Annotated in this window: 9 protein-coding genes and 2 tRNA genes; 9 read left to right on the forward strand and 2 right to left on the reverse strand. The window is 70.6% G+C overall.

The features are described 5' to 3' along the window. Positions 1 to 34: 34 nt before the first annotated feature. A complete protein-coding gene (locus ACFZA0_RS01745; RefSeq protein ID WP_391009579.1) occupies positions 35 to 898 on the forward strand; it encodes a DUF2785 domain-containing protein in 864 nt (287 codons plus the stop codon). A 50-nt stretch (positions 899 to 948) separates the two neighbouring features. Here ACFZA0_RS01745 and ACFZA0_RS01750 read toward each other — a convergent pair. Further along, positions 949 to 1,022: transfer RNA gene (locus ACFZA0_RS01750), tRNA-Gly, on the reverse strand. 188 nt (positions 1,023 to 1,210) lie between these two features. On the opposite strand from ACFZA0_RS01750, the gene ACFZA0_RS01755 reads away from it, so the two are divergent. The 5 genes from ACFZA0_RS01755 (at position 1,211) to clpX (ending at position 6,243) form a co-directional block, all read left to right on the forward strand. Beyond that, positions 1,211 to 1,287, forward strand: a tRNA-Pro gene (locus tag ACFZA0_RS01755). A 215-nt stretch (positions 1,288 to 1,502) separates the two neighbouring features. Then, entirely contained in the window at positions 1,503 to 2,909 is a 1,407-nt protein-coding gene (gene tig / locus ACFZA0_RS01760; RefSeq protein WP_391009582.1) for a trigger factor, read from the forward strand. A gap of 445 nt (positions 2,910 to 3,354) precedes the next feature. After that, complete coding sequence (locus ACFZA0_RS01765) at positions 3,355 to 3,960, forward strand: ATP-dependent Clp protease proteolytic subunit (RefSeq protein ID WP_391011772.1); 606 nt, start codon at positions 3,355 to 3,357, stop codon at positions 3,958 to 3,960. 129 nt (positions 3,961 to 4,089) lie between these two features. Continuing rightward, entirely contained in the window at positions 4,090 to 4,770 is a 681-nt protein-coding gene (locus ACFZA0_RS01770; RefSeq protein WP_391009585.1) for an ATP-dependent Clp protease proteolytic subunit, read from the forward strand. Positions 4,771 to 4,953: 183 nt separating this feature from the next. Further along, positions 4,954 to 6,243: an ATP-dependent Clp protease ATP-binding subunit ClpX gene (gene clpX / locus ACFZA0_RS01775; RefSeq protein WP_391009588.1), complete on the forward strand. Its 1,290-nt coding sequence runs from the start codon at positions 4,954 to 4,956 to the stop codon at positions 6,241 to 6,243. A gap of 70 nt (positions 6,244 to 6,313) precedes the next feature. Here the strand turns inward: clpX and ACFZA0_RS01780 are convergent, their stop codons facing one another. Further along, positions 6,314 to 7,291 (reverse strand): hypothetical protein, encoded by a 978-nt coding sequence (locus ACFZA0_RS01780; protein WP_391009591.1) that lies wholly within the window; start codon positions 7,289 to 7,291, stop codon positions 6,314 to 6,316. Between the two features lie 138 nt (positions 7,292 to 7,429). On the opposite strand from ACFZA0_RS01780, the gene ACFZA0_RS01785 reads away from it, so the two are divergent. The 3 genes from ACFZA0_RS01785 to ACFZA0_RS01795 all read left to right on the forward strand — a co-directional run bounded on the left by ACFZA0_RS01785 (position 7,430) and on the right by ACFZA0_RS01795 (position 12,057). Beyond that, the gene (locus ACFZA0_RS01785; protein WP_391009594.1) at positions 7,430 to 10,051 is read left to right on the forward strand and encodes a valine--tRNA ligase; all 2,622 of its coding nucleotides are present in this window, start codon (positions 7,430 to 7,432) and stop codon (positions 10,049 to 10,051) included. 104 nt (positions 10,052 to 10,155) lie between these two features. Further along, on the forward strand, positions 10,156 to 11,676 hold the full coding sequence (locus tag ACFZA0_RS01790; protein ID WP_391009597.1) for a glutamate ligase domain-containing protein: 1,521 nt from the start codon (positions 10,156 to 10,158) through the stop codon (positions 11,674 to 11,676). 6 nt (positions 11,677 to 11,682) lie between these two features. Further along, positions 11,683 to 12,057 (forward strand): DUF4233 domain-containing protein, encoded by a 375-nt coding sequence (locus tag ACFZA0_RS01795; RefSeq protein ID WP_391009600.1) that lies wholly within the window; start codon positions 11,683 to 11,685, stop codon positions 12,055 to 12,057. The last annotated feature ends 29 nt before the right edge of the window (positions 12,058 to 12,086 follow it).

Raw genomic sequence — 12,086 nt, forward strand, 5'->3', positions numbered from 1 at the left:
ACCGGTGTCCGCCGCGAGAACGAAGAAGCCGTCCGTGACCGCCGCCGGGGCCGGGGCCACCACGGTGGCGCCGTCCCCGGGGGGCGGCCCGGCCCTGGACTGGAAGTCCCTCGCGGCCGACGGATTCCCCTTCCCCGAGCGCGCCGGGGCACCCCGCCTGGCCGCCGAGTTGTCCGCCATGCTCGTCTCGCCGGACCCGGTGATCCGCGACGACCTGGCCTACGCGGCGGCCGCGCGCTGGATCGACGCGGGCAGCCTCGACGAGGTCCTCACGGAACTCGGCGACACCGCCGCCACCCGGTTCGACCACCCCGAGGTGCAGGCCCGCACCTTCGCGCCCCTGATCCTGTGCCGCGTCGTCACTCGCGGCGCCGCCGTTCCGGGCCTCGTTCCCGCCGGGGCCGTCGAGCGCTGGTACGCCCGCTTCGCGGCCTGGTACCCGGCCGAGCGGGACACCCGCGGCTGGGACGACTCCCTGGGCTGGCTGCACGCCGTCGCCCACGGCGCCGACGCGGCTGCGGCGTTCGCCCAGGCGCTGCCGGCCCGCCGCAGGGAACTGCTCCACCTCTGCGCCCGCCGCGTCACAGAGGCCCGAACCCCTTACCGCTACCACCAGTTGGAGGACGCGCGCGTCGCCCGCGCCGTCACCCGCATCCTGCGCGACCCCGGCCTCACCCCGGCGGAGGCCACCGGCTGGCTGGACGTGGTGGCGGCGCCCCTGGAGGCGGGCGGCCCCGGCCCGGTGCCGGTCTGGGCGTTCAACACCTTCGCCACCCTCCAGTCCCTGCACCTGCACCTGACGCGCGGCATCACCGGCGAAGCGGCACCACCGCACGCGGAGGCGGTCGCCGACCGCGTCGCGGACCTGTTGCGCCTGCCCTGCCACTGGCTGTCGTGAACGCCGAAGGGCCAGGTCCGAAACCTCTCGGACCTGGCCCTTCGTTCACCTGGAGCGGGCGACGGGAATCGAACCCGCGTAGCTAGTTTGGAAGACTAGTGCTCTACCATTGAGCTACGCCCGCACAACTTGTACGCAGTCGTCACCGGCCGCGGCACACAGGCATCGTAGCGGGTCGTACCCGCTCGTCGCACACCGCGTCGCGGAGCCCCGCCCCGTTCCCCCGGACCCCGTTGGGGAAGGCCGTCCGGCCACGTCGAAAAGCGGCCCTGCGCACCCCTCGCGGGCATGTACCCTACGTGACGCACCAGACGGGGTGTGGCGCAGCTTGGTAGCGCGTCCGCTTTGGGAGCGGAAGGCCGTGGGTTCAAATCCCGCCACCCCGACCAGTTGTCGCGAAGCGCCGGCCCGTCGTTCGTCACCGGGCGGCACCGGCGGCGCACCACCTGCCAAGATCGCCCTTTTGGGGCGTTGAGCGGCTGCGGCTACTATGCAAGCGGCGCGCCCGTGTGGTCTCACGTCTGAAGTCTCCCGGGCGACCCAATCCGCCGGAACCGATCCGGATCCGGCAACCCCCAGATGTCAGCCACAAGGAGACCGAACCGTGAAGAGCGCCGTGGAGACCCTGAACCCGACCCGGGTTCGGCTCACTGTCGAGGTGCCCTTCGAGGAGCTCAAGGACAGCCTCGACGCGGCGTACAAGAAGATCAACCAGCAGGTCACGGTCAAGGGCTTCCGGAAGGGCAAGATTCCCGCCCGCGTCATCGACCAGCGGTTCGGGCGCGGTGCCGTCCTGGAGGAGGCCGTCAACGACGCGCTTCCGAAGTTCTACACCGACGCCGTCAACGAGGCCGAGCTGAACCCCCTGGGCCAGCCCGAGGTCGACATCACGGAGCTGAAGGACGGCGAGACGCTGAACTTCACCGCCGAGGTCGACATCCGCCCCGCCATCGAGATCCCGGACTACTCCGGCATCGAGGTCGAGGTCGACGCCGTCGAGGTCGAGGACAAGGACATCGACGAGTCGGTGGAGCAGCTGCGCGAGCGCTTCTCCTCCACCACCCCCGTCGAGCGCGCTGCCGAGGACGGTGACGTCGTCACCGTCGACCTGGAGGCCAAGGTCGAGGGCGAGGTCGTCGAGGACGGTGTCGCCGAGGGCGTCTCCTACACCATCGGCTCCGGCGAGCTCCTCGAAGGCATCGACGACGCCGTCAAGGGCCTGGAGGCCGGTGGCGAGGCCACCTTCACCTCCGAGCTCAAGGGCGGCTCGGCGGCCGGCAAGACGGCCGAGGTCACCGTCAGGGTCACCCAGGTCGCCGCGCGCGAACTGCCCGAGCTGGACGACGACTTCGCGCAGCTCGCCTCGGAGTTCGACACCCTGGAGGAGCTGCGCGCGGACAGCCGCAAGCGCCTCGAGAACATGAAGCAGTACGACCAGGCCACGCAGGCCCAGGAGCGCGTCCTGGAGAAGCTGCTGGAGCTCGTCGAGGTGCCCGTCCCCGAGAAGCTGCTCGAGGACGAGATCAACACCCGCAAGCACAACCTGGAGCACCACCAGCTCGGTCAGATGGGCCTCGACCTGGACAAGTACCTGGAGATCCAGGGCAAGACCGCCGAGGAGTTCGACACCGAGACCAAGGAAGCCGCGGTCAAGGGCATCAAGACCCAGTTCGTCCTCGACGAGCTGGTCAACAAGGAGAAGCTGAACGTCAGCCAGGAGGAGCTCACCGAGCACCTCATGCGCCGCGCCGCCTCCTCCGGCATGCAGCCCGACGAGTTCGCCCAGGCGATCGTCCAGAACAACCAGGTCCCGCTGCTCGTCGGTGAGGTCGCCCGCGGCAAGGCCCTGGCCGTCGTGGTCGAGGCCGCCACGGTCAAGGACACCAAGGGCGAGGTCGTCGACCTGAGCGACGACGACGAGGACGAGACGGCCGAGACGGTCACCGCCGAGACCCCGGAGGCGGCCGAGGCCGACGCCGAGGACAAGGCCGAGGACAAGACCGAGGCGTAAGCAGTCCCAGGACCGGGCGCGAGGGCGCCCGGTCCGCTCCGGTCCGGCCCCGGCTCCGCGCGGAGGGGGCCGCACCGGCACGCTCGACGACGGGCCCGCAGCGACGCACCACAGCGTCCCGGCGGGCCCGTCGGCATGTCGGCCCCGGTCCCCGCCCGGAGACCCCGCAGGGGCCCCGTCCCGGGCCCGCCCGGCACCCTCCGGCGCCCTTGCCGCGCCCGGCCCGCGGGCGCCCACGGGGAGCCGCCGACCCTGCGCTCACAGCGAACAGTCCGAGAACCGGGATGGCGCCGCCCTGCCTGCGCGTTAGGGTCCATGAATACGAGGGCAGGGGAGTCCCCGAAGCCGTCCCGAGCGGCGCGCGCCGGGGTCCCACGCCCCGGCAGAACACGTGAGACGGCCCGGCGCCGTCGTAAGACGAGCAGGTGGATACGTGACGAATCTGATGCCTTCAGCCGCCGGCGAGCCTTCCATCGGTGGCCTCGGCGACCAGGTCTACAACCGACTGCTCAACGAGCGGATCATCTTCCTCGGCCAGGCGGTCGACGACGACATCGCCAACAAGATCACCGCGCAGTTGCTGCTCCTTGCCGCCGATCCGGACAAGGACATCTTCCTCTACATCAACAGCCCCGGCGGCTCGATCACGGCCGGCATGGCGATCTACGACACGATGCAGTTCATCAAGAACGACGTGGTGACGATCGCGATGGGCCTCGCCGCGTCGATGGGCCAGTTCCTGCTCAGCGCGGGCACGCCCGGCAAGCGCTTCGCGCTGCCGAACGCCGAGATCCTGATCCACCAGCCCTCCGCCGGCCTGGCCGGTTCGGCCTCCGACATCAAGATCCACGCGGAGCGGCTGCTGCACACCAAGAAGCGCATGGCCGAGCTGACGTCCCAGCACACGGGCCAGACGATCGAGCAGATCACCCGTGACTCGGACCGCGACCGCTGGTTCGACGCCTTCGAGGCCAAGGAGTACGGCCTCATCGACGACGTGATCCCGACGGCCGCCGGCATGCCGGGCGGCGGCGGCACCGGCGCGGCCTAGACCCTCCCGCGGCGCACCCGCCCGGCCGGCACGCGCCCCGCGCGACGGCCGCCCGGGGCGCCCGGGACCGGGTTCGGCGCCGACCGTTCCAGCCCTCAGCCACCGCCTCAGCCCTTTCCAGGAGACACCGTGAACGACATTTCCGGCAGCGGCCTCTACGGCCGTGCGAGCGCCGAGTACACCGGCCCCGTGGCCGAGTCCCGCTACGTCATCCCGCGCTTCGTCGAGCGCACCTCGCAGGGCGTGCGCGAGTACGACCCGTACGCGAAGCTCTTCGAGGAGCGCGTGATCTTCCTCGGCGTGCAGATCGACGACGCCTCCGCCAACGACGTCATGGCGCAGCTGCTGTGCCTGGAGTCGATGGACCCCGACCGCGACATCTCGATCTACATCAACAGCCCCGGCGGCTCGTTCACCGCGCTCACCGCGATCTACGACACGATGCAGTTCGTGAAGCCGGACATCCAGACGGTCTGCATGGGCCAGGCGGCCTCCGCCGCCGCGGTGCTGCTGGCCGCGGGCACCCCGGGCAAGCGCATGGCGCTCCCCAATGCCCGCGTCCTGATCCACCAGCCCTACAGTGAGACCGGACGCGGTCAGGTCTCCGACCTGGAGATCGCGGCCAACGAGATCCTGCGGATGCGTTCGCAGCTGGAGGAGATGCTGGCCAAGCACTCCACCACGCCGCTGGACAAGATCCGCGAGGACATCGAGCGCGACAAGATCCTCACGGCCGAGGACGCCCTGGCGTACGGCCTTGTCGACCAGATCGTCTCGACGCGCAAGCTGAACAACGAGTCCGTCCGCTGAGGCGGAGGCCGGGTCGCCTCGCCCCTTGGCGCGGGTACCACACGGTGCGGGTAAAAGACGCACGTGGAAGTGAACCGTGCCAAGGGGGGCCCGAACGGGGGTCCCGGCAAGGTACCGTCGGACATAAGGCAGCACCAGGAGCCGCTGGATCCAGGCGTCTCCCAGGCGAAGGGGAAGCACACCGTGGCACGCATCGGTGACGGCGGCGATCTGCTCAAGTGCTCGTTCTGCGGCAAGAGCCAGAAGCAGGTCAAGAAGCTCATCGCAGGGCCCGGTGTGTACATCTGCGACGAGTGCATCGACCTCTGCAACGAGATCATCGAGGAGGAGCTGGCGGAGACCAGCGAGGTGCGCTGGGAGGAACTCCCCAAGCCCCGCGAGATCTTCGAGTTCCTGGAGGGGTACGTCGTCGGTCAGGAGCCCGCCAAGAAGGCGCTCTCCGTGGCGGTGTACAACCACTACAAGCGCGTCCAGGCCGGCGAGAACGGCGGGGCCCAAGGACGTGACGACGCCATCGAGTTGGCGAAGTCGAACATCCTGCTGCTGGGCCCGACCGGCTCCGGCAAGACGCTCCTCGCGCAGACCCTGGCCCGCATGCTCAACGTCCCGTTCGCGATCGCGGACGCCACGGCGCTGACCGAGGCGGGCTACGTCGGCGAGGACGTCGAGAACATCCTGCTCAAGCTGATCCAGGCGGCCGACTACGACGTCAAGAAGGCCGAGACCGGGATCATCTACATCGACGAGATCGACAAGGTCGCCCGCAAGAGCGAGAACCCGTCGATCACGCGCGACGTCAGCGGCGAGGGCGTCCAGCAGGCCCTGCTGAAGATCCTGGAGGGCACCACCGCGTCGGTGCCGCCGCAGGGCGGACGCAAGCACCCGCACCAGGAGTTCATCCAGATCGACACGACGAACGTCCTGTTCATCGTGGGCGGCGCGTTCGCCGGCCTGGAGAAGATCATCGAGGGCCGCGCGGGTGCCAAGGGCATCGGCTTCGGCGCGACGATCCTGTCCAAGCGGGAGCTGGAGGCCAAGGACCAGTTCCAGGACGTCATGCCCGAGGACCTCGTCAAGTTCGGCATGATCCCCGAGTTCATCGGCCGGCTCCCGGTCATCACCTCGGTGCACAACCTGGACCGCGAGGCCCTGCTCCAGATCCTCGTCGAGCCGCGCAACGCACTCGTCAAGCAGTACGAGCGGCTCTTCGAACTCGACGGTGTGGAACTGGACTTCGAGCGTGAGGCACTGGAGGCCATCGCCGACCAGGCCATCCTCCGGCAGACCGGCGCCCGCGGTCTGCGCGCCATCATGGAGGAGGTGCTGATGTCGGTGATGTACGAGGTGCCGTCCCGCAAGGACGTGGCCCGCGTCGTCGTCACCGCCGACGTCGTGCGCTCCAACGTCAACCCGACGCTCATCCCGCGCGACGCCCGCGGGGGCCGCGGCCCCGGCGAGCAGAAGAGCGCGTAGCAACTCCGGCCCACGAAGAGGGGGTTCCCGGCGGCGAGAGCCGCCGGGAACCCCCTCTTCCGTGCCCGGGTCACACCTTGACGCGGACCTCCTTGCGGACGTTGGCCGCTATCTGCGCGGACTGGTCGAGCGAGTACGTCTTGACGCCCGACGTCGGCTCGACGATGCCCATCGTGCTGTAGTCGGCCCAGATGCACATCCAGGTGTCCTGGGTCTTGCCCGTCACCTGGTTCTTGCTCTCGGCCTGCTGGCACTTCATCACCGCGCCGTCGAGCCCGTCCGGCGAGACCGTCTTCGCGCCGCCGATCAGCTTCGCGTCGTCGTCGTCCATCTCCTTCGTGAGCTGGCCGAAGGTGGTGTCCAGCGCCTTCTGCGGGTCCTTGATCTTGCCGTAGACCCCGAAGTACGTGAAGTTCTCGGCGGTCGAGGCCTTCGCCACGTCCGCCGGGTCGCTCGTGTCGAGCTTGGACAGGTCGATCGTCGAGTAGATCGCGGCGACGGAGGTGGCGTTGGTCACTCCGGCGGTCGCGAGGTCCTTCGCGTCGCTCGCGGAGACCTTCTGCTGCGAAGGGGCGCCCACCCGCTTGTACTTGGCGCCCAGCACCGACGCCGGAGCGGACAGCTTGTGCGGGCCGTCGTCCGAAAGGCCGCCCCCGCCACCGGAGTTGAACAGGAAGTACGCGCCCACGGCGATGGCCGCGACGACGGCCACCCCGCCGACGACGAGCCCGGTCCGCTTCTTGCCGCCGCCCGGCGCGGGCTGCGGGGCACCGTACGGAGGCTGCCCGTACGGCGGTTGGCCGTAGGGCGGCTGCTGGCCGTAGGGGCCGGGCTGCTGGCCGTACGGGGCCTGCTGCGGCGGGACGCCGCCCTGCGGCGGCTGCTGGGGCTGCTGCGGGTATCCGTAACCGGGCTGACCGGCCGGCTGCTGCGGGTAGCCGTAGCCGGGCTGGGGCGCCTGCGGCTGCTGGCCGTAGGGTCCCTGCTGACCGTACGGCCCAGGCTGCTGCGGCTGCCCGCCGTACGGGCCCGGCTGGTTGTGGCTCATCGCGGTGTTCCCCTCCCGAATGCTTTATGTGGCCCTGACATCCTGGACCAGGGGGTCACGGGGCCGGGTGCCAGGGGCCGCACCGTTACACAAGAAACGCGTTTCGGGACTGCCCCGTGACACCTCTAAACTGGCTCCGTGACCGAGAACCCTCAGCAGCAGCCAGCGCCCGTCTCCGACCTGCCGACCCAGTACGCGCCGGCCGATGTAGAGGGGCCGCTGTACGAGCGCTGGGTGGAGCGGGGGTACTTCGAGGCGGACGCGGCGAGCGAGAAGCCCCCGTACACCATCGTCATCCCGCCGCCGAACGTCACGGGCTCGCTGCACCTCGGCCACGCCTTCCAGCACACGCTGATGGACGCGCTCACCCGCCGCAAGCGGATGCAGGGCTTCGAGGCGCTGTGGCTGCCCGGCATGGACCACGCCGGCATCGCCACCCAGAACAAGGTCGAGCAGCAGCTCGCGGAAGAGGGCAAGTCCCGACAGGACCTGGGCCGCGAGGAGTTCGTCGAGCGTGTCTGGCAGTGGAAGGAGGAGTACGGCGGCAAGATCCTCGGCCAGATGCGCCGCCTCGGTGACGGCGTCGCCTGGTCCCGCGAGCGGTTCACCATGGACGAGGGCCTCTCGCAGGCCGTCCAGACCATCTTCAAGCGCCTGTACGACGACGAGCTGATCTACCGCGCCGAGCGCATCATCAACTGGTGCCCGCGCTGTCTGACCGCGATCTCCGACATCGAGGTCGAGTACCAGGACGACGACGGCGAGCTCGTCTCCCTGAAGTACGGCGAGGGCGACGAGACCCTCGTCGTCGCGACCACCCGCGCCGAGACGATGCTCGGCGACACCGCGGTCGCGGTCCACCCCGACGACGAGCGCTACCGGCACCTCGTCGGCAGGCGCATCAAGCTGCCGCTGACCGACCGCACCATCCCGGTCGTCGCCGACGAGCACGTCGACCCCGAGTTCGGCACCGGCGCCGTCAAGGTCACTCCCGCCCACGACCCCAACGACTTCGCCATCGGCCAGCGCCACGGCCTGGAGTCGATCACGGTCATGGACGAGCGGGCGATCATCACCGTCCCCGGCCCGTTCGAGGGCCTGGACCGCTACGAGGCCCGCTCCGCGATCGTCGCCGCGCTGCGCTCGCAGGGCCGCGTCGTCGCCGAGAAGCGCCCCTACCAGCACTCGGTCGGGCACTGCTCCCGCTGCGGCACCACCGTCGAGCCGCGGCTGTCGATGCAGTGGTGGGTCAAGGTCGGCCCGCTGGCGAAGGCGGCCGGGGACGCGGTCCGGGACGGCAGGGTCGCCATCCACCCCGAGGACATGTCGAAGCGCTACTTCGACTGGGTCGACAACATGCACGACTGGTGCATCTCGCGCCAGCTCTGGTGGGGCCACCGCATCCCCGTCTGGTACGGCCCCGACGGCGAGGTCGTCTGCGTCGGCCCCGACGACGAGGCGCCCACCGGCGAGGGCTGGACCCAGGACACCGACGTCCTGGACACCTGGTTCTCCTCCGGCCTGTGGCCCTTCTCCACCCTGGGCTGGCCCGAACGCACCCCGGACCTCGCGAAGTTCTACCCGACCGACGTCCTGCTCACCGGCCACGACATCATCTTCTTCTGGGTCGCCCGGATGATGATGTTCGGCCTGTACGCCATGGACGGCGAAGTCCCCTTCCGCACCATCGCGTTGACCGGCCTGGTCCGCGACGAGCGCGGCAAGAAGATGTCGAAGTCCTTCGGCAACGTCGTCGACCCGCTGGACTGGATGGACAAGTACGGCTCCGACGCCGTCCGCTTCACCCTGGCCCGCGGCGCCAACCCCGGTACCGACGTGCCGATCGGCGAGGACTGGGTCCAGGCCTCGCGCAACTTCGCCAACAAGATCTGGAACGCGACCAGGTTCGCGCTGATGAACGGCGCCACCGTCGAGGGCCCGCTCCCGGACGCGTCCGCCATGTCGGCGACCGACCGCTGGATCCTGTCCCGGCTGAACGAGACGGTCGCCGAGGTCGACGCGTTCTACGACGACTTCCAGTTCGCGAAGCTCTCCGACGCGCTGTTCCACTACGCCTGGGACGAGGTCTTCGACTGGTACGTCGAACTGTCGAAGACCACGTTCATGGCCGGCGGCGAGGGCGCGAAGGTCTCCGGCCGCGTCCTCGGCGAGGTCCTCGACGTCACCCTGCGGCTGCTGCACCCCGTCGTCCCGTTCGTCACGGACACCCTGTGGACCACCCTCACCGGCGGCGAGTCCGTCGTCGTCGCGGACTGGCCGCGGGACTCCGGTTTCCGGGACGCCGCCGCCGAGCGGGAGATCGAGACCGTCCAGTCGGTCATCACCGAGGTCCGCCGCTTCCGTGCCGACCAGGGTCTCCAGCCCGGCCAGCGGGTTCCCGCCCGGCTCACCCTCGACGGGACGGCGCTCGCCCCGCACGAGGCCGCCATCCGGCAGCTGCTGCGCCTCCAGCCGGAGGGCGAGGAGTTCACCGCGACGGCGACCCTGCCGGTCTCCGGCGCCACGGTCGCGCTCGACCTGTCGGGCACGATCGACGTGGCCGCCGAGCGCAAGCGCCTGGCCAAGGACCTCGCCGCCGCCCAGAAGGAGCGCCAGCAGGCCGACGCCAAGCTGAACAACGAGGCGTTCCTCGCCAAGGCGCCCGAGCCGGTCGTCGACAAGATCCGGGCCCGCCTCGCCAAGGCCGACGAGGACACCGCCCGTATCGAGGCCCAGCTCGCCGCCCTGCCCGAGGCCTGACAGCCACCGGGCGGCCAGGCGTCACGAAGGCCCCGGCACCGTACCCGCGCGTACGGTGCCGGGGCCTTCGGCCTTCCCGCGGCGGCCTCCGTAGACTGGGGACCGTGAGCGACCACCCCCCGCACGACAGCAGCGAGCAGCCCGACCCGCTCGACTCCTTCGACGAGATCATCGCCGCCGAGACGGAGCGCGACCCGGACCTCGCCGTCATCGAGGCCGGCAGCCGCACCCTGCGCACGCAGGGCGCCCCGCCCGAGGCCGACGTCCCCGCGCGCCCGGCCGACCCCGCGGTCGACGCCGCGCTGCGCGAGGTCGAGACCGAACTGGCGACGCGCTGGGGCGAGACCAAGCTGGAGCCGTCGGTCGCCCGCATCGCCGCCCTCATGGACGTGCTCGGCGACCCGCAGCGCGCGTACCCCTCGATCCACATCACCGGCACCAACGGCAAGACGTCCACGGCCCGCATGATCGAGGCCCTGCTCGGCGCCTTCGAACTGCGCACCGGCCGCTACACCTCGCCGCACGTGCAGTCGATCACCGAGCGGATCAGCCTGGACGGGGCCCCGATCTCCGCCGAGCGGTTCGTCGAGACGTTCCGCGACATCGAGCCGTACGTCGGCATGGTCGACGAGCGGCAGGAGTACCGGCTGTCGTTCTTCGAGGTGCTGACCGGCATGGCGTACGCGGCGTTCGCGGACGCGCCCGTCGACGTGGCCGTCGTCGAGGTCGGCATGGGCGGCAGTTGGGACGCCACCAACGTCATCGACGGCTCGGTCGCCGTGATCACGCCGATCTCCCTGGACCACACCGACCGGCTCGGCTCCACGACCGGCGAGATCGCCACCGAGAAGGCGGGCATCGTCAAGCAGGGCGCCACCGTGATCCTCGCGCAGCAGCCGGTCGACGCGGCGCAGGTCCTGCTGAAGAAGGCCGTGGACGTGGACGCGACCGTGGCCCGCGAGGGCCTGGAGTTCGGCGTCCTCGCCCGGCAGGTCGCCGTGGGCGGCCAGTTGCTGACCCTGCGCGGTCTCGGCGGCGAGTACGAGGAGGTGTACCTGCCGCTGCACGGCCCCTACCAGGCGCACAACGCGGCGGTCGCGCTCGCCGCGGTGGAGGCGTTCTTCGGGATCGGCGCGCAGCACTCGCAGCGCCTGGACATCGACACCGTCCGCAAGGCGTTCGCGGCCGTGTCCTCGCCGGGCCGCCTGGAGGTCGTGCGGCGCTCGCCGACGGTCGTCCTGGACGCGGCGCACAACCCGGCGGGTGCCGTCGCGACGGCCGAGGCGGTGCGGGAGGCGTTCGACTTCAGCCGGCTCATCGGCGTGGTCGGCGCGAGCGGCGACAAGAACGTGCGCGGGCTCCTGGAGGCGTTCGAGCCGATCTTCACCGAGGTCGTCGTCACGCAGAACAGCAGCCACCGCGCCATGGACGCCGACGAACTGGCGGCCGTCGCCGTGGAGATCTTCGGCGAGGACCGTGTCCAGGTCGAGCCGAACCTCCCGGACGCCCTGGAGGCCGCGATCACCCTGGCCGAGGAGGAGGGCGAGTTCAGCGGCGGCGGCGTCCTCGTCACCGGCTCCGTCATCACCGTCGGCGAGGCCCGACTGCTTCTGGGGAGGGGCTGACTTTCCGTGCGTACGCTCTGTGCTTCCACCCTGATCGGCGAGTTCTTCGTGATCGGCTTCGCCGGACTCGTGGCGATGAAAGACCCCGACCTGACCCAGGCCACGGTCTGGACGGTCAGCGGTGTCGCGATGTTCCTGTCCCTCGTGCTGTGCGGCGTGGTCACCCGTCCGGGCGGTGTGGCCGTCGGCTGGGCCTTCCAGGTCGCGCTGTTCGCCGCCGGGTTCGTCGTCCCGACGATGTTCTTCCTCGGCGTGGTCTTCGGCGCCCTGTGGTGGGCGTCGGTGCACTACGGCCGCAAGATCGACGAGGCGAAGGCGCGGTTCGCGGCCCGCGCGGCGGACGCGGCGGAGCCGGCCGGCCCGGCGGGCGCGGGCGCCTGAGCGGCGCGGCGCGCTCCCGCCGGGGAACG

Source organism: Streptomyces sp. NPDC008150, from assembly GCF_042956945.1.
Classification (GTDB): Bacteria; Actinomycetota; Actinomycetes; order Streptomycetales; family Streptomycetaceae; genus Streptomyces.

Excerpts from the sequence above, each read along its gene's own strand:
- ACFZA0_RS01780 (WP_391009591.1), bottom strand. The coding sequence starts at position 7,291 with ATGAGCCACAACCAGCCGGGCCCGTACGGCGGGCAGCCGCAGCAGCCT.
- ACFZA0_RS01765 (WP_391011772.1), top strand. The coding sequence starts at position 3,355 with ATGCCTTCAGCCGCCGGCGAGCCTTCCATCGGTGGCCTCGGCGACCAG.